General features: G+C 36.0%; 22 protein-coding genes. 9 read left to right on the plus strand and 13 right to left on the minus strand.

Annotated elements, in window-relative coordinates; all coding sequences use genetic code 11:
* Positions 1-257 precede the first annotated feature (257 nt).
* The 8 genes from ACIQ1E_RS07895 to ACIQ1E_RS07930 form a co-directional block, all read right to left on the minus strand.
* The gene (locus ACIQ1E_RS07895) at positions 258-539 is read right to left on the minus strand and encodes a cytochrome C oxidase subunit IV family protein (protein WP_396170285.1); all 282 of its coding nucleotides are present in this window, start codon (positions 537-539) and stop codon (positions 258-260) included.
* A 2-nt stretch (positions 540-541) separates the two neighbouring features.
* Positions 542-1,123, minus strand: coding sequence for a cytochrome c oxidase subunit 3 (locus ACIQ1E_RS07900; RefSeq protein ID WP_396170287.1), 582 nt, complete (start codon positions 1,121-1,123; stop codon positions 542-544).
* A 5-nt stretch (positions 1,124-1,128) separates the two neighbouring features.
* On the minus strand, positions 1,129-1,332 hold the full coding sequence (locus ACIQ1E_RS07905; RefSeq protein WP_396170288.1) for a hypothetical protein: 204 nt from the start codon (positions 1,330-1,332) through the stop codon (positions 1,129-1,131).
* Between the two features lie 58 nt (positions 1,333-1,390).
* Positions 1,391-2,356, minus strand: a complete 966-nt coding sequence (locus tag ACIQ1E_RS07910) for a DUF438 domain-containing protein (RefSeq protein WP_396170290.1) — start codon at positions 2,354-2,356, stop codon at positions 1,391-1,393.
* 7 nt (positions 2,357-2,363) lie between these two features.
* Positions 2,364-4,139 carry a nitric oxide reductase activation protein NorD gene (locus ACIQ1E_RS07915; RefSeq protein ID WP_396170292.1) on the minus strand — a complete coding sequence of 592 codons (1,776 nt, stop codon included), beginning with the start codon at positions 4,137-4,139 and terminating at the stop codon, positions 2,364-2,366.
* A gap of 128 nt (positions 4,140-4,267) precedes the next feature.
* Positions 4,268-5,047, minus strand: a complete 780-nt coding sequence (locus tag ACIQ1E_RS07920; protein WP_396170294.1) for a CbbQ/NirQ/NorQ/GpvN family protein — start codon at positions 5,045-5,047, stop codon at positions 4,268-4,270.
* Positions 5,048-5,169: 122 nt separating this feature from the next.
* Positions 5,170-6,507 (minus strand): cbb3-type cytochrome c oxidase subunit I, encoded by a 1,338-nt coding sequence (locus ACIQ1E_RS07925; protein WP_396170295.1) that lies wholly within the window; start codon positions 6,505-6,507, stop codon positions 5,170-5,172.
* A 104-nt stretch (positions 6,508-6,611) separates the two neighbouring features.
* Complete coding sequence (locus ACIQ1E_RS07930) at positions 6,612-7,046, minus strand: c-type cytochrome (protein WP_396170297.1); 435 nt, start codon at positions 7,044-7,046, stop codon at positions 6,612-6,614.
* A gap of 350 nt (positions 7,047-7,396) precedes the next feature.
* Here ACIQ1E_RS07930 and ric point away from each other — a divergent pair, with 350 nt between their 5' ends.
* From ric to ACIQ1E_RS07955, 5 genes are all read left to right on the plus strand, one after another.
* Positions 7,397-8,128, plus strand: coding sequence for an iron-sulfur cluster repair di-iron protein (gene ric, locus ACIQ1E_RS07935; RefSeq protein ID WP_396170299.1), 732 nt, complete (start codon positions 7,397-7,399; stop codon positions 8,126-8,128).
* A gap of 39 nt (positions 8,129-8,167) precedes the next feature.
* Positions 8,168-10,279: a ribonucleoside triphosphate reductase gene (locus tag ACIQ1E_RS07940; protein WP_396170301.1), complete on the plus strand. Its 2,112-nt coding sequence runs from the start codon at positions 8,168-8,170 to the stop codon at positions 10,277-10,279.
* A 91-nt stretch (positions 10,280-10,370) separates the two neighbouring features.
* A complete protein-coding gene (nrdD, locus tag ACIQ1E_RS07945) occupies positions 10,371-10,541 on the plus strand; it encodes an anaerobic ribonucleoside-triphosphate reductase (protein WP_108723451.1) in 171 nt (56 codons plus the stop codon).
* The gene (locus tag ACIQ1E_RS07950; protein ID WP_396170303.1) at positions 10,498-11,214 is read left to right on the plus strand and encodes an anaerobic ribonucleoside-triphosphate reductase activating protein; all 717 of its coding nucleotides are present in this window, start codon (positions 10,498-10,500) and stop codon (positions 11,212-11,214) included. The genes nrdD and ACIQ1E_RS07950 overlap by 44 nt, the downstream gene beginning before the upstream one ends.
* Before the next feature lie 30 nt (positions 11,215-11,244).
* The gene (locus ACIQ1E_RS07955; RefSeq protein WP_396170305.1) at positions 11,245-11,676 is read left to right on the plus strand and encodes an RrF2 family transcriptional regulator; all 432 of its coding nucleotides are present in this window, start codon (positions 11,245-11,247) and stop codon (positions 11,674-11,676) included.
* Positions 11,677-11,762: 86 nt separating this feature from the next.
* Here the strand turns inward: ACIQ1E_RS07955 and ACIQ1E_RS07960 are convergent, their stop codons facing one another.
* On the minus strand, positions 11,763-13,574 hold the full coding sequence (locus ACIQ1E_RS07960; protein ID WP_396170307.1) for a hypothetical protein: 1,812 nt from the start codon (positions 13,572-13,574) through the stop codon (positions 11,763-11,765).
* A gap of 235 nt (positions 13,575-13,809) precedes the next feature.
* On the opposite strand from ACIQ1E_RS07960, the gene nadA reads away from it, so the two are divergent.
* The 3 genes from nadA to ACIQ1E_RS07975 all read left to right on the plus strand — a co-directional run bounded on the left by nadA (position 13,810) and on the right by ACIQ1E_RS07975 (position 17,547).
* Positions 13,810-14,739, plus strand: a complete 930-nt coding sequence (gene nadA / locus ACIQ1E_RS07965; RefSeq protein ID WP_396170309.1) for a quinolinate synthase NadA — start codon at positions 13,810-13,812, stop codon at positions 14,737-14,739.
* Positions 14,739-16,259, plus strand: coding sequence for an L-aspartate oxidase (gene nadB / locus ACIQ1E_RS07970; protein ID WP_396170310.1), 1,521 nt, complete (start codon positions 14,739-14,741; stop codon positions 16,257-16,259). Before nadA ends, nadB begins: the two co-directional genes overlap by 1 nt.
* A 94-nt stretch (positions 16,260-16,353) precedes the next feature.
* On the plus strand, positions 16,354-17,547 hold the full coding sequence (locus ACIQ1E_RS07975; protein ID WP_396170312.1) for a BamA/TamA family outer membrane protein: 1,194 nt from the start codon (positions 16,354-16,356) through the stop codon (positions 17,545-17,547).
* A 78-nt stretch (positions 17,548-17,625) separates the two neighbouring features.
* Here ACIQ1E_RS07975 and ACIQ1E_RS07980 read toward each other — a convergent pair whose 3' ends face one another.
* The 4 genes from ACIQ1E_RS07980 to ACIQ1E_RS07995 form a co-directional block, all read right to left on the minus strand.
* A complete protein-coding gene (locus tag ACIQ1E_RS07980) occupies positions 17,626-17,748 on the minus strand; it encodes a hypothetical protein (RefSeq protein WP_396170314.1) in 123 nt (40 codons plus the stop codon).
* A 70-nt stretch (positions 17,749-17,818) separates the two neighbouring features.
* On the minus strand, positions 17,819-18,784 hold the full coding sequence (locus ACIQ1E_RS07985) for a transporter (protein WP_396170316.1): 966 nt from the start codon (positions 18,782-18,784) through the stop codon (positions 17,819-17,821).
* A gap of 4 nt (positions 18,785-18,788) precedes the next feature.
* Positions 18,789-19,829: a cytochrome-c peroxidase gene (locus tag ACIQ1E_RS07990; RefSeq protein WP_396170318.1), complete on the minus strand. Its 1,041-nt coding sequence runs from the start codon at positions 19,827-19,829 to the stop codon at positions 18,789-18,791.
* Between the two features lie 160 nt (positions 19,830-19,989).
* Complete coding sequence (locus ACIQ1E_RS07995) at positions 19,990-20,769, minus strand: MbnP family protein (protein ID WP_396170319.1); 780 nt, start codon at positions 20,767-20,769, stop codon at positions 19,990-19,992.
* A gap of 258 nt (positions 20,770-21,027) precedes the next feature.
* Here ACIQ1E_RS07995 and ACIQ1E_RS08000 point away from each other — a divergent pair, with 258 nt between their 5' ends.
* Positions 21,028-21,225: a hypothetical protein gene (locus tag ACIQ1E_RS08000; protein ID WP_396170321.1), complete on the plus strand. Its 198-nt coding sequence runs from the start codon at positions 21,028-21,030 to the stop codon at positions 21,223-21,225.
* Positions 21,226-21,265: the final 40 nt, after the last annotated feature.

Raw genomic sequence — 21,265 nt, forward strand, 5'->3', positions numbered from 1 at the left:
TTAGATACAATAGAAGGTCAAATATGGGGACAATCTTCGATGTGTTAATGAAAAAGATGGTGAAATTTGAATAAATATCAATAAAATCAATAGATAACAAGGGTGCTCTAAGCGCCTATACCTAAATTTCTTTATCACCCCCAAACTCAAGAAACCTAACCATAAAAAGAAGTACTATTTTAGTGACTTCGAGGTACAAATGAATTTGTTTACTATTTAAAACACCAAAATAATACTGACCAACCTCCTACTCTACTTTACCACCACAAAACAGTATTAAATATTAAATGCCCTGTTAATAATATCCCAAAAATTACGGCCAGAATCAAAATCAGCACCGAAATTAAACTCGTTTTCCAAAAAGAGTTAGCCTTTTTTAACTCCATAAATTGAAAGGCGACCAATACTATTTTCAGTACCGAAATCCCTAGAATCAGAAAAACCACAACTTTCGAAACTATACTTGACGAGGCAATTAACGCCGTGGTCGCCGTAAGGAGCAACAAACTGATATAGGTAAAAACAAACGACTTCTTCATCCTTAAAAAATTAAGTACAAGACTGGAAACAACAATAACCAAATCAAATCACACATATGCCAGAATGCACCACAAGCCTCGACATCTTCAATAGCTGTATCCGAATTCTTTCTTGTAATTCCTCTGTTAGTCCAAATCAAAATAACCAAACCCACCAAAACGTGAATCAGGTGAAATGCCGTCAACAGCCAATAAAAAGTAAAAAACATATTGGTTTCCAAAAAAATTCCAGCTTCGATTTTATGATAGTATTCAACACTTTTAACCACTACAAACAACAACCCTCCCAGCATTGCCAATTTGAAATAGAAAGAAGATTTCTCTCGATTATTTTCTTTGAATTCCTGAACTCCAGCCGCCATAAACAAACCGCTAGTCAACAAAAAAATAGTATTGAGTAATCCAAAAGTGGTGTCGAGTTGCAATCGCGATTGATGAAAGACCTGAGGCTCCTGTGTTCCGTAGTACACAAATGCCACAATTGCCATTCCGTAAGTGACTAATTCCAAGAAAATAATGATCCACATCAGGATTCCTCCCGGCGGATAATAGATGTTTTTGTAATTAATTTTTAGGGCATTCATTTTATTTATATACTATTATTCCCACGGTTGAAACCGTGGGCAATGGTAAACGTGTTGAAAATGTGGGCAATGGTAAAAGCATTGAAACCGCAGGCAATAATAAACTCATTAAAACCGAAGGAAATAGCAAACCCATTGAAACCGTGGGCAATGGTAAACGCGTTGAAACCGTGGGCAATATTGAAACATTGCACAACGATCAAAATCATCAAAGTTTGCTCTTTTCCATAGCCAACAGTTTCAACTGTTGGTTACTATTGGTTAAAATTATTCCCAATCCAATAGGCGTTTTTCGCCTTCAATAGTTTTGATCTCCGTAATATCTTGCGACATTTCGATTACTCCTTTATAATTTTTATCGGCATCTCTCACCGCAAAATAGCGAATATAAATCAGTCTTTCTTTGAAATTAATCCAAAATGAAGCCTCGTTTTGAGTGCCATTTTTAAAACTTTCAATAATTTTAAGAACCGTTCCCACGCTTTTTGGCGGATGACAAAACTTTACTTCACGACCTATTATTCCAGCGCTTCTAGGAAAAACACGCTCTTCTCCCCGATTGTAAAAGATCACTTTGTCGTTTTCATCCACAAAAGTCAAATCAAGTGGCATTGTTCTAAGCAGCAGATTTACTTGTTCCACCGTCATATAGCCTTCATCATAATGCGAAGTATTCTCAAGCGAAAAAGTCATTTCGCGTTTGGTAAAATCCTCACTTGGATGAATGTACTCTGCCTCTGGAAAAGCAACTGGCACCGTCGAAAGCATCCAACCTATTTCCTCTTCGCCTTGGCGCATCCTAATCCAATCTTTTTCGGCAAGCAAATCCAAAGCATTCGGAAACAAAACCATTTCCTCGGTATTCATCAACCGCAGTATTCCATCGGTCAAAAACGGTGTGTTTGTTTTTATTCTATCAAATTCTTTGTTGTCCATATTCTTGCGCAACATTCTAAATTGATCTCTCAAAATATCGTGAAACGACCACATTCCTTGCGACGGGCCATTCCATCCTTTTTTTTCTAAATAAGGAAAAAGTTGATTTTCTTTTCGAGCAAAACGCTTTTCTATAGTATGCAGTTGATTGAATATATTGGTGTATTTCTGTGTTTCGGTTTCAGCATCTACGGCTAAAATTTCTTCTATCAAGCAAATGATAATTTCCTTTTCTTGAAAATATATACTTATTGGGTGCCCTTCTGGAAGCGCTGTTGTATTCGAATTCTCGTACATTGTATTCTTATTTTTGATGTTTAATTTTTTCGTATAATTTCACTAACGACTGTAATAATTCGACTGGAGTCGTCAGGATTTGGTAGTGATTTTGCCCGAACATTTGCGGCAAATAATATTTAGCTTCGGCTTCGATGGCCAAAGCGTAGGAATTGATATTTCTTCCGTTGAGTTCCCTTAGCGCTTGCTTGACATCGTTTATACCGTATTTGCCCTCATATTTATCGTAATCGTTTGGCTTTCCGTCAGAAATCAGGATTACCCATTTATTTTTGGTATTTCTTTTGTCTAATCTTGCTCCAGCGTGACGCAAAGCAGCTCCAATTCGAGTATATCCGCTAGGCTCGACTGCTCCAATTTTATATTTGGCAACTGACCAACTTTCGTCAAAATCTTTCAATGTTAAATAAGTTGAGTAATTTCGGGTTTTCGAATAAAAACTGTCAATAGAAAAATCAATATTGAATTCATTTAAGATTTCTCCAAAAAGAATCGAAACGTCTTTTTCCACATCAATCACTCTATTTCCTGCGGCATAACCATCACTCGAAAGGCTGATATCCAAAAGGATTAAAATGGATAAATCTTTTTCTTTTTTCCGATTTGAAATATAAATTTTATCGGATGGTGTCCTTTTCGAATGCACATCTACATACAAATCGGTGATGGCATCAATATCGAATTCGTCTCCTTGTGATTGTCGCCTTTGCTGTAGCATTTTGTTATTGACATTGGTCAACATTTTGCGTAAACCCATTAGGGTCGACGCGTTCTTTGTAATCGTGTTTTTATAATAATTACTATCGGTCTTCAGTTGGGTTTTGGGATAGACTTTACAAAAATGATCTTTGTACACCCGTTTACTGAAATCCCATTCGTCGTAACAAAGATGAAACCCCTTGGAGTCCACTTCTGCGCTTTCGGAAATGGTTGTGTTTTCGATAAAATCTGCTTGGTAAACCGAATGCGAAGTGTCATCTACTCGAACGGTGAACTTCATATTCAACTCTTCTAGTGCTTCCTGATGATCTTCAAGCTCGTCTGAACCATCAAAATCTCGCCAAGTCCCATTGAATTCCTCAGCAGTTTCCACTTTTTCAAAATTGTGCAATAAGACATAATCTTCCTGTTGTTTTTTATCTAGTTCTACGGTGATCACTTCTTCAACCGCCCGCGCTTTCAAAGTGGTTAAAGCTTGATTTTCTTGGGCTTTCTTTATTTTATCAGAGAAGTTTTCTAATACAGAATCTGTTTTTAGTGCGTCTTCATTTCGCATCCATTTTCCGAATATCCACGAATAATCAACGCCCGTTTTTGAATCAATTTTTTGTTCAAAATGTCGTTTTGCTTTGTTATAAGTATCATTTGTAATCGGGAATTCTTCAAATAAAATATCCAAAACAACTGGTGATACTTCTTCGGATTTTTGTTGCGATACTATTAATGTTTGTTCTTGATCTGAGGATTTCCAATTCAAATCCAAGCGTTGCTGTACGCTTAAATACAACAATCTAAAAAGATAAAAGTCTCTATTTTGCTCGACCGTAGAAAACTCTGCGAAAGAAACTGGAAGGAAAAAGTTGTTGTTTTTATAACCTCCTTCTCGTTCCGCTGGAAAAATTTCGATAGGATTTCCTGTCAATGCACGCGCCAAAATGGTCAATCGCGGCTTGATTTCGTTCAAAGAAACTGTTCGAGCACTTATTTCGGGATCAACTTTTTTGCTCCTTTTCAAATGCTTGAAAAACTTTCCAACTAAATATTCGTCTATTTCAAAACCCATTTTTATAGTGTTCAGTGTTCGGTTTTCTAGTGTTCAGTAATTTGTATACTTATAAATCATCGGCAGTCACAGTATTCAATCCCTTTATCAACTGAACACTAAAAATCTGACTACTGACCACTCCTTTTTTATATCATCAAATTACACAAATCTTTCAGTGCTTCTACCGTTTGCAAATCATCGGTCAATGGCTCTACAACGGCCACGTGAACGGATAATCTTTTAGGTAAACCGCTGTGAATAATCTTGGCAGCATCGACTAAAAGTCTGGTAGAAACTGTTTCGGTCAATCCCAATTCAGTTAAATTCCTGATTTTATTTCCAATGGCGACCAATTTTTTGGCAGTGTCTTGGTCAATATTGGTTTCATTTATCAAAATTTCCATTTCAATTTTTGGCTCAGGATAATCAAATGAAACAGCAATAAATCGTTGGCGAGTGGATGGTTTCAACTCTTTAAAACCTCTTTGATAGCCTGGATTATAGGATGCAACCAACATAAAATCTTCGTGTGCTTTTACCGTTTCACCTAATTTATCGATAAAAAGTTCGCGCCTATGGTCTGTGAGAGAGTGAATGGCAACAATCACATCAGGGCGAGCTTCAGCCACCTCATCTAAGTAAATGATAGCACCTTCCTTTACAGCAGTCGTCAATGGGCCGTCAAGCCAAATCGTTTCGGCACCTTTGATAATAAATCGACCAATCAAATCGGTAGAAGAGGTTTCTTCGTGGCAACTAATGGTGATGATTTTTTTATCCAATTGATGCGCCATATACTCAACAAACCTTGATTTTCCAGTACCCGTTGGCCCTTTCAAAAGAAAAGGAATTTTGTTTTTGAAAGCTTGGTTGAAAACCTCAATTTCTTTTCCAACTGCGTGATAATAGGGTGTGTTTTCTAACATTTTGTTTTTGTTTTAAAAAAAAGCCAGAAACCATTTACCTTCATTTCTTTGGAAATACTATTCTAAAAAAGTGAGGGTAAGGGATTCTGGCCAGCAATAATTGAATTAGTTAGTGTTTAATTTTATTTGACTTCCTCCAAAGCTTCATCTGTTGGAGTGCCATATTTGATAAAGTCATAAATAAACAAGCCGATTCCAACAGTAAACATCGTACCGCAGATAAGAAGTACTGCAAAGTGAACAGCAATTTCGTTTTGAACATCTCCAAACTCCATTTTCATTTTTCTTTCTAAATACACTTGAGCAACTCCAGCAACTCCAAAAGCTACGGTCATTCCAAGTATTCCAATATTGGATAACCAAAAAGCCATATGACCTTGGGTGCTATCGTATCTTTTTCTGCCAGTTAAATTTGGCAAAGCATAACTAATGATGGCCAAAACTATCATTGCATAAGCACCCCAAAAAGCATAGTGTCCGTGCATAGCAGTAACCAAAGTTCCGTGTGTATACAAATTTACCTGTGGTAAAGTATGCGCAAAACCAAGCAATCCAGCTCCAATAAAAGAAACAACAGCTGAACCAATTGTCCAGAATAAAGCAATTTTATTCGGATGGCTTTTTTCTCCTTTTCGATACATATTTATGGCAAATAATGCCATCGCCAAGAATGCTAAAGGCTCTAATGCAGAGAATATACCACCTACAATCAACCAAATTTTGTTTACTCCTATATAATAATAGTGATGTCCTGTTCCTAAAACTCCTGAAAGAAAGGTAAGACCAACGATAACGTACAACCATTTTTCGATTACTTCTCTATCCACTCCTGTCAATTTGATTAATAAGAAGGAAAGAATACCTCCCATAATTAATTCCCAAACACCTTCAACCCACAAGTGAACTACCCACCAACGGAAGAATGAATCCATCACTTGGCTTTTGAACCAAATCATTCCTGGTAAATAAAGTAAGGCTGCAAACAACAATCCCATTGACAAAACCAATGCAGTGGTCGTTTGGCGTTTGCCTTTGAATAGTGTTCCCAAAATTAATCCTAAGAAAAGCAAGACGTTGATAACCACTAGAAAGTCAAGTTCTCTTGGAATTTCAAGGAATTTTCGTCCTTCCCAATGATTTAAGTGAAACCCAACAACGGCTACAACACCAACAACAGCAAGTGAAATAAGCTGGATGTAAGCCCATTTTACACTGATTAACTCGCGTTGTGCTTCTTCTGGAATGATATAATAAGCGGCACCCATAAAACCAGTTAACAACCATACCACCAATAAGTTGGTATGAACCGCACGTGCGACATTAAAAGGGATAATTTCGTGCAATCCTTGCAATCCTATGCGGTCGAAGCCCATAATAAAGCCGTAAATAATTTGCAAAGAGAACAACAGCATACACAATGCAAAAAACCAATAGGCTACTTTTTGTGATTTATATTTCATTTTTGTAAATTTTATTTGTTAGATGTCAAAAATGGTATCGCTTTTTTTGTTTGTGTTTGCTTAAGCAAACTTATATTTATGGGCGATTTCATTTTTATTGATTTTTAATTTTTAACTTTAGATAAAGGAGAAACGACACGGTCAAAACCATTTAAATCGATTTTGCCTATCCATTTGAAATAAGCCACAACTGCATCCGCATCGGCTTCACTCATTCCGTAAGCTACCATTTTTCGCCCTCGTGGTTGCCAAGGTTCTTTAGACATCAATACAATTTTAACATAAGCCTCGCCTCTGCGGTCGATAACTTTTGTCAATTCTGGAGCGTAATAAGCTCCTTCTCCCAAGATACTGTGACAACCCATACAATTGTTGGATTCCCAAATTTCTTTTCCCCTTTCTACATTCGCATCAATCGAACTGTAGTTGGTTTGATCATTACTAGGCATAAACGAATAAATAGTCAGCCCAATGAAAATTAAAAAGGTGACTAATGTTCCTCCTAGAAAAAATGCTCTTGCTTGTGATTTTGAAAGCATAAATGTCAGTTTTTTGTTAGTTAATAATACTCTTTAAATAATAATGGACAAATATATCCACTATTAATACGATGCAAAGTAAGCATTCAAAAACATAACACTTTATGATTCCAATCATACTTCAATAAAATTGTTTTTAAATTAAATCCTGAATGAAATCAATAATAATCAACACCAATTTAGATCTGCATTTTTATCAACCTCTTGTTAATAAAAAAATGATAAAAAAAACAGAATATGACTTAAATCATATGATATAAATATATTAATGACTAGAATTATACTCGGAAAAATAAGCCGAAATGTTTTTCTAATTCATTGACTTCTAACCCTATATTACCTCAAAAAAAATGAGCTTACAAGAAATAACAACGATTGGAGATTTTGTTGCCAAAGATTACCGAACAGCAGCTGTCTTCTCAAAATATGGTATTGATTTTTGTTGCAAAGGACAAAGAACCATCGAAGAAGTGTGCAATAATAAGGACATAAACGAAGATGATTTACTGCGTGACTTAAACCAAGTTTTGAACACAAAAAATGATTCAGGTGTCGACTTCAATTCTTGGCCTTTGGATTTACTAATAGATTATATCGAAAAAACACACCATAGATATGTCGAAGATAAAACGCAAGCTTTGATTCCGTTTTTAGATAAGTTATGTAGCGTTCACGGAAGTAATCATCCTGAATTATTTGAAATCAACCAGCTTTTCAATGACAGCGCTCAAGAATTGGCTGCACATATGAAAAAAGAAGAAATGATTCTGTTTCCTTTTGTCAAAGAGATGATCAATGCTACTAAAAGCCACGGTTCAATCGGTAAGCCATTTTTTGGTACTGTGAAAAATCCGATCTCCGCTATGATGAATGAACACGATGCCGAAGGAGAACGATATAGAACAATTGCCGCATTAACCAATAACTACACACCACCACAAGACGCCTGCAACACCTATCAAGTGACCTACGCAATGCTTCAAGAATTTGAACAAGACTTACACAAACACATTCATTTGGAAAACAACATCCTGTTTCCAAAAGCAAAAGCCTTAGAGAAATTTTTCTCAACTGAAGAATAAAAACAACAACCCAACATAAAACCAAAACCAGTAAAAACTATGGAAAAGTACGTTATCAAAAGGAACGGAGATTACAAACCGTTTGAGAGTTTCAAAATTGAAGACGCCATTTCAAAATGTTTCAAAAGTGCAACAGTAGCCTTTGACGAAAGTGTTTTTGAAGATGTGATGCAAAGATTGCAATACAAAGAAACTTGGGCAGTCGAAGAAATTCAGGATTTAATCGAAAAAAGTCTTTTTGAAAAACAGTATTTCGAAGTAATGCGTTCGTTTATGTTGTACCGTCACACCCGAAAATTACAACGGGAGCACGTCGCAGGAATCAACGAAGACACCACTTATGTAGATAGTTCACAAACCATAGCCGAATATATAGAACAAACAGATTGGCGGATCAATGCCAATGCCAATACTTCGTATTCTAATGCAGGATTGGTGAATAATGTGGCTGGAAAAATCATTGCCAATTACTGGCTCGATAAAGTATATACCAAAGAAGAAGGATACGCCCATAGAAATGGAGATGTACACATTCACGATTTAGATTGCCTTACTGGATATTGCGCAGGTTGGAGTTTACGTGTTTTACTTAACGAAGGATTCAATGGAGTTCGTGGTCGTGTCGAAAGCAAAGCTCCATCACATTTTAGAGAAGCTTTAGGGCAAATGGCAAATTTTATGGGCATTCTACAAAGCGAATGGGCTGGAGCTCAAGCATTCAGTTCGTTTGACACCTATTTAGCTCCTTATGTTTTCAAAGACGATTTAGGTTTTGACGATGTATTGAAAGCCATTCGAAGTTTTGTTTACAATTTGAATGTTCCTGCACGTTGGGGACAATCTCCTTTTACCAATATCACTTTGGACTGGGTAGTTCCAGAAGATTTGAAAACTCAAATCCCTACAAAAAACGATTTCCATTTCTTTGAAAATAATTTCAATCACGACCTTTTGGTAAGAGCGCAAGAACGCGGAGTTAATAAAGTAACTGATTTGCGTTACGAGCATTTCCAAAAAGAAATGAACCTCATCAACAAAGCCTATTATACCGTTATGACCGAAGGCGATGCCAACGGACAACCTTTTACATTCCCAATCCCGACAGTAAATATCACCGAAGAATTCGATTGGAACGGAGAAAATACGGATTTGCTTTTTGAAAATACTGCCAAAATCGGCTCTTCTTATTTCCAAAACTTCATCGGAAGCCAATACAAGTTAGATGAAAATGGCGATAAAGTTGAAAACGAAAACGCCTATAAACCGAATGCTGTTCGTAGTATGTGCTGTCGTTTACAATTGGATTTACGTGAATTATTGAAACGCGGAAATGGCCTTTTCGGAAGTGCAGAAATGACGGGAAGTATTGGAGTTGTGACCATCAATATGGCGCGATTGGGTTACTTATATAGAGGAAACAAAGAAGAACTTTTCAAACAATTAGACAGATTATTATACATTTCTAAATCGACTTTAGAGAAAAAACGAGTGTTCATTCAAGAAATGTACGATCGAGGTTTGTATCCCTATACTAAACGTTATTTACAACATTTCAGAAACCACTTTTCGACTATAGGTGTCAACGGAATTAACGAAATGATTGTCAATTTTACAGGAAAACAAGACACAGTAACCTCATCTACAGGAATTGATTTTGCAGCAGAAATCCTAGATCATATTCGTGGCCGAATGAAAGAATTTCAAGAAGAAACCGGTAACTTGTACAATCTTGAAGCCACTCCAGCCGAGGGAACAACTTATCGTTTTGCCAAAGAAGACAAAAAGCGTTTCCCAAATATTTTTCAAGCCGGACAAGACGACAATATCTATTACACGAATAGTTCACAAATTCCAGCAGATCATACTGAAGATCCTTTTGAAGCCTTGTTTTTACAAGATGAATTGCAATGTAAATATACCGGAGGTACCGTGCTACACTTGTATATGAGCGAAAAAATGAGTTCACCTGAAGCATGTAAACAGTTTGTTAAAAAAGTGGTTTCAAGCTTTAGATTACCTTATATCACTGTTACTCCAGTATTTAGCGTTTGTCCTGTTCACGGCTATTTGAATGGAGAACACGAATATTGCCCTAAATGTGATGAGGCATTAATAGAAAAAGAACAAGGTTTAAATTGTTTAAAAGTTTAAATTGTTTAACCGCTAAAGAGATTAAAATTTTGAACCATCACAAACAACCTTAAACTTTAAACTTTTAAACAACATTAAACAAAAAAAATATATGAAAACTGAAACTAAAACCAATCCAATTTTGGAAGAGAACCAACATTTAAGAACCAAATGTTTAGTGTACACACGCGTAATGGGCTATCACAGACCCGTAGAAAGTTTTAATATTGGAAAAAAAGGTGAACACAAACAACGAACTCATTTTACAGAAGGAAAATGCTAGTAAGCCTATTTACAGCTTAACGCCATTCACTTTATTAGATTACCCTCATAAATCAGCCTGCATTCTATGGTTTGCAGGTTGTAATATGCGGTGCTTGTATTGCTATAATCCTGAGATTGTGCTTGGAAAAGGCAGTCTTACTTTCGAAAAAATACTTTCGTTTTTACAAACACGGAAAAATTTGTTAGACGCCGTCGTTTTTAGCGGTGGCGAATGTGTCTTGCATAAAAAAATCATTCCGTTGATTTCCGAAGTCAAAAAAATGGGTTTCTTGGTAAAAATTGATACCAACGGCAGTTCGCCCGAAGTCATTCAAGAGCTACTAAACAACAAACTTGTCGATTATATCGCCTTAGATTACAAAGCAACGCAAGCAAAATTTCAAGCAATTACACAATCTAATTTATACGATTCTTTCGAAAGAACTTTAGATTTGCTATTGCAAACTAAAATTCCATTTGAAGTTCGAACAACATTTCATTCCCAATTATTATCGGAAAATGACTTGAGGGAAATGATTCAGTTTTTGGAACGTAAAAACTACGTTGGCAGTTATTACATTCAATATTTCAAAAACAATGTAGAAACCCTCGCAGAGCTCGAACTATCCAGAAACACAATAGATTGTAAAAAACTTTCGACCCAAACTATTCAAGTTATTGTACGAGAATAAGATAAAATTGACTAACTTTATAAAAAATGTATGTTTTCAAAAACTTGTGAATACGCAATCAGGGCCTCTATTTTTATTGCCACACAATCCTATGAAAATAATAGGGTTACAATAAAAGAAATCGCCGAAAATATCGACTCTCCATTATCTTTCACCGCTAAAATTTTACAGATTTTGGCAAAAAAAGGCATTGTACAATCTATCAAAGGAATAGGTGGCGGTTTTGAAATTCCAAAAGAAGCCATCGCGAAAATAACTCTTGATCAAATTGTAACCGCTATAGATGGCGACTCCATTTTTACAGGCTGTGGTTTAGGGTTAAATCATTGTTCGAAGGAACGTCCTTGTCCATTGAATAAAAGATTTCGAAACATCCGCGAAGATCTCGCAAAAATGCTACAAACCACCACTCTCGAAGAACTGGCTTTAGATATCAATGCAGGTGATTCATATTTAATATAAACTAAAAAGCCTCAAAGATTTCAAAAACCTTTGAGGCATTTAGTATAAAACTTAAATCTTTCTAAAAAGTCGAGTTTAAAAATCCCTTAAGCTACCACTAATTCGGGCACTTCTACAGCAATCAAATCTTTTGTATAAAACTCTAGTTGATTTTGTATTGCTGCAATACTATTTTCGAAATAAGTAGTGTTGGCAAAAAAGTTTTGATAAAAAGCAATCCCTTCCAATAAATTGCTTTTGAAAGCTTTCAATTTCTTTACTTGTGAAGCATTTATCTCAGTTGAAAGGTTTTTGATGTCATTTTTCAAATAATCAATATACATTTTCAATTCTTTGATGAAAAGGTTCGGTCTGTTTGGATCCGTCATCACATTAAAATTACCATAAATATGTCGAACCATTTCAGAAAGAGAAACTTCCTTGTCAAAATAAGCTAAATTTGGACCAGGACAAACTATAACGCCTTGCGCCTGCCCTTTGATTTCGATATCATTTTCAAGGTAAGAAGCATTGGCAAGACCTACACAAAGACAGGCTTTTTCGGTAATATCAAACTTCATTTTATCGTAAGCTTCTTGCGATAAAGTTTCTTTTATCTCATTCAATTCATCCAATTTAACGTCTTGAAATTTCTTCGAAGAAGTACAAACTCCTTCGGGACCAAACTCTTTACTCAAAGCCAAAAACTTTTTCGGGCAAGAGCTTCCTGCTTTATCTTCGTCAATACGTTGTTGTTTGAACATTTCATTAGAGGTTCCTCGTACTGTATTAAAAGGAACTCCCAAAGGTGAAATATGACTCAAATACAAGTCTTTTTCTTTGGCATTTCGCAACAATTCACGAGTTTCAGCATCAACTGAAGTGGCTTCAGGAACCAATAAAAACGGAGTTCCCCAACCCACAGCATCCACATTGTAATAATCCATCATAAAATCGTGCTCTTCAGCCGTACCCACTCCACCTTGAACTGTAATTTTCAATTCTAAAGGCATCTCAGGAATAGGCATCCCTTTAGTTGCCAAAGCTTTCACCATAATATCGTGAGCCGACTGCACCAACTGGTCTTTTTTATGTTTGAACTCTTCCATAATCGGTCCTAACAGCACTCCATCGGTAGCAAATGCGTGTCCTCCGCAATTCAATCCTGATTCGATACGGTATTCTGAAACCCAAAGCCCTTTTTTAGCCAAGAAATTTCCCTGAATCATTGCTGAACGGTAATCGCTCACCTTCAAAATAATTTTCTTTTTCAAATGGTTGTTTGCATCTGGGAAGAAACAAGGAAAACTTTCGAAATAAGCGAATAATCGCGGATTCATCCCTGCCGATAAAATAATGGAAGAAGATAAATTACTATTGGCAAATCCACGAAGTGCAGCGTGAGCATCATTAAATTCCACAGGCAATTGCTCGCCATTTGCAAAATTGTCTTTGTCCAACTTTGTCATAATATTGACATCGATTTGACCCGGATAAATGTGCTCTTCGAGATACTTTTTAAGGTTTTCTTTCAAGGCCATTCCGTCTTCCAAAAAGTGCTCCAAACCTTCTTTTATTTCAGATTTGTTAGGCAACATGGCAACGTAATTTTCTAAAGCTTGTTTGCTTTCAGATAATTCTGTCTTGAAATTTTCGAATTTTTCTTTTACAATTGTATCAACCAAGTTCAAATAAGAAGTGATTCGTTCTGCACGATAATCGTGAAATTTTTTAGTTATTTCTTGATAAGGAACATCGAATTTTTCACTGTAAAAAGCTCTCATTCTCTCTATTAGCTCATCATCTGCAAGAGCAATGACTGACGACATTCCGTGCTTCGCCACTCGGATTGGGCTATCAATTGTAAAAGCCAATCCCATCACCGGAATATGAAAAGTGTGTAATTGTTTATTTGTCATCTTTACTTAGATAATTTGTTTAAGGTATAATGTGCAAATATCTGACAAACGATTAAGACATAAACTGATAATTATCATATCTCAAGGCTAATGCAGATACATTTAGCTTTAAAATCCGTATAATCCTATAATATAAGGACAATTCCTTTACATAATTTGAGTTTTTTGTTTTTTAAATAAGTGTATATTTGTACAATAATGTAAAAACATAGGGAATACTAAAATTTATTAAGAAATGAAAAATCTTAAAGAACGAATATTAGAACTAAAAAAAGAGAAAAATGCCGTTATTTTGGCGCATTATTATCAAGAAGCCGATATTCAGGATGTGGCAGATTATGTAGGCGATAGTTTAGGATTATCACAAGAAGCAATGAAAGTGAATGCCGATATTATCCTATTTGCAGGTGTACATTTTATGGCCGAAACTGCGAAGATTTTGAACCCTTCCAAAAAAGTTATTCTACCCGATTTGAAAGCGGGCTGTTCCCTTGCCGAGTCTTGTCCTCCGGAAGATTTTAAGAAATTTACCGAGGCACATCCAGATCACGTTGTCATCACTTATGTAAATTGTTCCGCCGAAGTAAAAGCGCTGACAGATATTGTAGTCACTTCTTCAAATGCTGTTAAAATTGTTGAATCTATCCCAAAAGACAAACCAATAATATTTGCTCCAGATAAAAATTTAGGCAAATATGTAATGGAACAAACTGGCAGAGATATGCTGCTTTGGGATGGTTCCTGTGTGGTACACGAAGCTTTTTCATTAGACAAGTTAATCGCACTTTACAACAAAAATCCTGATGCGCAAATTATTGCACATCCCGAATCGGAAACGCATATTTTAAAAACAGCCAACTACATAGGCTCAACTGCTGGGATGATAAATTATGTCAAAACAAATCCCAACAACAAATTTATTGTGGCCACCGAAGCAGGAATTCTTCATAAAATGAAACAAGAGGTTCCTGATAAAATATTAATTCCAGCACCTTCAAACGAAGACAACACCTGCGCTTGCAGTGAATGTGGTTATATGAAAATGAATACTTTGCAAAAAGTATATGACTGTTTGCTAAACGAAACACCCGAAATTTTTGTTCCCGAAGATATTATGAAAAAAGCGTTAGTTCCTATTGAGCGAATGCTTGAATTATCTAAATAATGATCCAAACAAACTACTTAATTATAGGTTCTGGCGTTGCGGGATTGACTTTTGCATTAAAAATGGCAGAGGAATTTCCCGACGGAAAAGTTACGATTGTGACCAAAGCCAACGCCGATGAATCCAACACCAAATATGCTCAAGGTGGCATCGCCATTGTTACTGACAAAATAGTCGATTCGTATGAAAAACACATAGAAGACACTATTATTTGCGGTGACGGATTGTGCGATGAAGAAGTAGTAAGAATGGTCATTACCGAAGGCCCAAAACGGTTAAAAGAATTGATAGAATGGGGCGCAAAATTTGATAAAAATACTGCTGGCACCTTAAATTTAGGAAAAGAAGGCGGCCATTCCGAAAATAGAGTGGTGCATCATAAAGACCAAACCGGTCAAGAAATTCAACGTGCTATTTCGCACCAAGTTCACCAAAAAGAAAATATCGCCGTTTTAGATTATCATTTGGCTATCGATTTAATTACAGAAAACAATCGTTGCCTAGGAGCCTACGTTTTGGATGAAAAAACAAACGAAATCCTAACTTTCCAATCTGATTTTACATTGCTTGCCACTGGCGGAATAGGTCACCTTTACGGACACACCACCAATCCAGTTATTGCCACTGGTGATGGAATTGCTATGGCTTTTCGTGCCAATGCAGCCATCAAAGAAATGGAATTTATTCAATTTCATCCCACCGCATTATACGATGCATCAACAGGAACTTCTTTCTTGATTTCCGAGGCCGTTCGTGGTTTTGGTGCCTATTTGCGCACCAAAAATGGTCATCGATTTATGCCTGATTATGACTCTAGAGGGGACTTGGCATCGCGTGATATTGTTTCGCAATGCATTGATATCGAGCTAAAAAAATCGGGTGACGAATGCGTATTTCTGGATTGTTCCCATTTGGATATGGAAGCGTTTATCAAACATTTCCCGATGATTTATAACCATTGCAAAAAAAAAGGTATCGACTTAGCAAAAGATTGGATTCCGGTCGTTCCTGCGCAACATTATCTTTGTGGCGGAATTGTAGTCGATAAAAACGGCAAAACCTCTGTTGAAAATTTATTTGCCTGTGGCGAATGCTCCAGAACGGGATTACACGGTGCCAACCGATTAGCGTCTAATTCCTTATTAGAAGCCTTGGTGTATTCTGATAAAATTTTTAATTATTTAGCTAAGAATTCTTTCGGAAATAGTCATTTTAATGGTAAAGTTACCGATTGGAAACTGTTTCCAAAACCAGCGATTAATCCGGAATATGTAGCAACCAGAAAAGCCGAATTGCAACTATTGATGCGACAAAACGCTGGAATTGTGCGTAATGATGTCGATTTGGAAAAAGCTAAAGAAAAACTCTCACTTTGGAAAAATGAAATAAATGAAAAAATAAATACGTATCAGATTAATGCCGATTTGTGTGAGTTGCAAAACCTAATCACCATTGGAAGCTTGATCGTTCAGCAATCCTTAGACCGAGATGGAAATTGTGGTGGCTTTATAAAAAACTAATGTATAATAAAGCGCTCTACTTGAATTTATCTTTTTATTCATTAAATTTGTTTTCGGCTACTAAACTATTTCTTGAAGATCCTTATCTTATTAAATGAAAAGTAAATTTATCATAGCGCTAATTTTCTTTTATGTTGTTTACAACGGCAATGCACAAGATAAAGACACTATTTACATTTATAAAAACAATGACTCCTTTAAGCAGGTTGACGGTATTGACTATTTAATTCGACTATTTAAAATCAAAAAAAGCCCTGAAAAAATTGAACACAAGAAAGTAAACTTTTCGTTTTTTCCTACCGATACCAAAAACGCTGGCGGCAGACTTTTGGTTTCCTCTTTTAATGCCACATTTTTATTAGGAGATGAAGCCAATACCAATAATTCAACCGTATATTTAATTCCATATATTTCATTTACCGGTCAATATGGAATTGAATTATACCCCACGGTCTGGCTCAAAAACAACAGTTGGAATTTTGTTGGAGAATATTTTGTTTTAAACTATCCTCAGAGTACTTGGGGCTTGGGAGGAAATACTTCCAATAGCAACGAAACATTGGTTGACGGTAATCAGGTTCGATTTCATCAGAACGTCTTAAGAGGAATTACTTCCAATTTAGCAGTTGGGCTAGGCTATCAATTTGACCAACATCACGACCTCGAAATAATTGAAACGAACATAGATGCAGATATTCCACAAAATACTACTAAAAAAACTATCTCGTCTGGAGTTTCTGTCCCCATAGTTTTCGACAACCGAAAAAACATCAACAATCCACAAGACGGGATGTATGCTAGTGCCACCTTTTTGTACAACGACAAAAGCTTGGGTAGTGACACAAGCTGGCAATCTCTTTTTGTTGATGTTAGAAAATATTTTCCCATTCCCTATGCACGAAGTGTCCTTGCATTTCGCTCTTATTATTGGACTATTCTATCTGGAACAGTACCTTATTTCGATTTACCTTCAACGCGCTCAGAGCCTGGAACAGGGAGCTCTTCAAGAGGTCTTGAAAAAAACAGATACCGAAGCAATGCTATGCTGTTCTTCGAGTCTGAATACCGCTTCAATATAACTCGAAATGGATTCGTGGGCGGTGTGGTTTTTGCCAATGCAACCTCAGCATCACAATATGATAGTCAGCACTTTATACATTGGCAACCCGCTGTAGGTGCTGGCGTTCGATTAAAATTCAACAAATACACCAAAGTAAACGTCGCCTTCGATTTGGGGTTTAGCAAGGATTACGCCAGTGTTTATCTAAAAATTGGGGAGGTCTTTTAACCCAATTTAAAACCCAAATGCGAGATTCAAAAAGATATTCCTTCTTTTTCTAGGAATATTATTCCAGTCTGAAAATGTCTAATAGTAAATATCTAAAATATTTTTGATTCCCACTTTTAAATTGCATTTCACTTTTTCAAAAGCAAAAGAATATCCTGCATTAAAATTCACAATAGCATAAGAAGATGTTCTATCTTCCATTTAAAAAGGGCTACATTGCGTTTGAGATTCACTTTTTTGAACGGAAATTCCGGCGAAGACCTTTCTTTTTTTATAAACTATAATTCAAATTGAAACTCCAACGGTAATTGGCTTCAAGATTTCCACCGTTTAAGTTTTGATTTATCGGCAGCATTACATTCGCCCCCAAAGAAAATTTATCTTTTGCAATTTCGAAACCTATTTTTCCCAGAAAAATATCGCCTGCTGTGTTGTTTACTTGTTGCCCCAACTGGTAGTTATCATCATAAACTTCGCCTGAGAAACCTAACTGTGGTGCAAAAGAAAAAGTGTTGTTTTCGTGCAAATAGAAAAAAGTTCCCGAATAATTGAATTGGTTTCCAAAACGATAATTTTTATCATTTTCAGTTTTAATGATGTAATTCAACATTGTGTTGAGTCCAAATTGTTTTCTTTTAATTACATATTCAGTAGCCAAAAGATAATCCCAACTGCCGGTTCCTACTTGATAACTTGGATTAAAACTGCCATTATTGTCTTGGTCAAATTTTCCAATTGGAATTTTCATTCCGCCACCTGCTTGTAGTGTGTGTACAAATTTTGTGCTGTCTTTGTGAGTTTGATACAATTGGTACATCGCTAAAACTGTGATATCGCCAATGCCGCTGATACTTTGCTTGCCGGTTGCCGTTTCTCGATTGTGAAAATGATATGGAACTAAAGCTGAAATTTGAACCCGTTTAATTACCGGAATTCTAGCCCAAATTTGCATTGTATTATAATTTTCATTGTTCCAAGTCGAATTGCTATATAAACCATCGGTACTTTTATACGATTGATTAAAATAGCGAACCCCAACAAAATTGGAGTTTAGCATCGAAGCAAAACCCATACTACCGCCACTGGCGGAGCAGCCACACGCATCACAATCATCCTCTAATGCGATGGCAAATTGATGAAATCTCACAAACGGATTGTGAGTTGACAAACTGTCTTTATCTGTTGCAAAAGCGAATTGAAAAATCAGCAGTAAAGGAATAATATATTTATAGCTCATTATATTAAAATTCTGCAAATTTTGGATTAGTAAGAAATTCATTGTCGGTTAAGGTTTTTAAAAAAGCAACCAATTGCGATTTTTCGATTGATGATATTGGTATTCCTAAAGTTCCGCTGTTGTTTAAACTAGGATCTAAATTTTGTGTATTAGTAACACCATTGATGTAGTGGTCAATTACTCCCTCTAATGTGTAAAATCTTCCATCGTGCATGTAAGGCGCAGTTTTTACTATGTTGCGCAAACTGGGTACTTTGAATTTATATTTATCATTTTCTTGTTCTGTAACCCGAAATCTGCCCAAATCATTAATTTTTGGGTCTATGGGTAATCCGTTGTTTCGAAATGAGTTGTCGGTAAAAATATCGGTAGCGTGACAAGAAGCACATTTTTTATTAAAAACTTGATAACCCGCAATTTCTTCGGAAGTGAGTGTTCCTCCTGATTCGTTGCGTCTGTATTTGTCAAATCTTGAATTGAAGGAAGTTAGCATAGTCATAAACTGCCCAAGTGCTTTCAGCATATATTCGGAATTGATTTCTTTGCCTGGAAATGCTTGACTGTATAATTTTTTATATTCGGCATCATTTTTCATCATCTTAATGATATTTATTATGTTTCCGTTCATTTCAAGTTCGTTCGAAATAGGCGACATAGATAACAGCTCGATATGATCGGCCGCGCCATCCCAAAAAAATTGAGTTTGATACGCCATATTTTGAATTGGCGGTGCGTTTCGTGTTCCAATTCCGTCGTCAACGCCGTGACTGAAAGTGTGACCATGATGCGTAAATGCATCTTCCTGCATGTGGCAAAAACCACAAGACACAACACCATCGGAAGCCAAACGACCGTCATAAAATATTTTTTTTCCGAGCTCGAACCCTTTTTCGGTTAAAGGATTATTTGCCATATTATAAGCTAAAGGCGGAAAATTTGAGGGAACTTGATAGTTTATGGGAAGGTTTTGGTATTCGTCATCATTATTAGTAGAACAACTGCTGATAAAAACCAGCGCCATTAAGATTAAAAATCGTGTTTTCATAATTGATGTTTTTAGCCCAGATGGGAATGGAAAGCTAAAGGAAAAACAAATTGATTTTGTTGAAAAAAAATTGCGACCAAAGAAGCACATTTTTTTGCTTACAAAATTTTTGTTTTTCCTGCGGACTTGAAATGTACAGCTGGATTAGCTCCAAAAAAAATTAATCGTTGTGTACATGATCAATTGTAAACATTGTAGGTACGTTGTTTGCAGAAATGTTTTGCACTGGCGTTCCACCCATTACGTCTAATGCAGTTTCAAAGCTGATTACCGTAGTGCTTTCGATTAATTTTTTTGCATCGGCAAAAATATGTACTGATGGCGTGATGTTTGTTCTCACCATTGCTTTTTCGGGAAAGTTTACAGCAACTTCGTTATAGTTGTACACCTCACCAGTTTTTCCGGTATGTACTCTAAATCTTGCATCAGTTCGTGTTACTGAAGTTACAGTACCTTCAAAATTTATAAATTTATAACCCGCAGCCCACGACCAAGTCATTGACAATCCTTGTGCTGTTGTCCACATTGTTCCCTGACCATCCGCACCTGCATCAAACTGTGCTTTATCTACACCAATGCCAAAAGATACTTTCTTATAGTTTGCTGCTGGAACTTTTGGTAATGTAATGGTTGTACTTGCCGCATCGGCCTCGTTTACAAAAAAGTAACTATCGGATTTTGGAATTGTAACGGTTGAACCATCTTCTTTTGTAAGCACAATATTACTAACGATGTAAACCAATTTATTTACTTTGATTACTTCTCCGTTTGCGTTTGTATATGGTGTGTTGAACGCTAAATTTGCGCCACCATATACATTATCGAATTTTAATTTTAATGCACCTTCGCCAGAAATTGTTTCTACTTTATCTTCTTCGCAAGATGTAAACGCTATCGCTATAGCCACTAAGGCTATTATGTTTTTTATTTGAAATTTCATTTTTTATTGATTAAAGTTTGTAAAAAATTTTGTCTTGAAAACAGTTGTCCTCAAAACATTTTGAACGTAAGAATGGTTTCAATTTGTTATAAAATTGAAAAAAGCGCAACAAACTAAAGCAATCCGTTTGAAAGAAAGCTTCGGTTTATTCATAAACTTTAAGAAATGAAAATAGGAGGTCGAAAAACAGAATCACTATTCAAATAGGAATATAAGTCAGAATAGTTACTGTTTAAGAATTGATTTTTATCAAAATAAATGGGTGTAATTTTGAATGATTTGATTTTCTCGAAAAACAATATTTCCAATTCGTGGGAAGCCATTTTCTTATTGGAAGAAATTGGCGTTTCACTTTCGGATGTTTTGGCCAATTCTTTCATCAAATGGCATTTGCCATTACATTTCAGTTTAGGCTTAGCTTTATTTACGCAAAGCACTTTAGAAATATATTCATAATTAACGACATAGTCTATAACCGGAAGCGCCGGTTTTAGCA

Origin of the sequence: Flavobacterium sp. (assembly GCF_044348915.1) — a bacterium.
Classification (GTDB): Bacteria; Bacteroidota; Bacteroidia; order Flavobacteriales; family Flavobacteriaceae; genus Flavobacterium.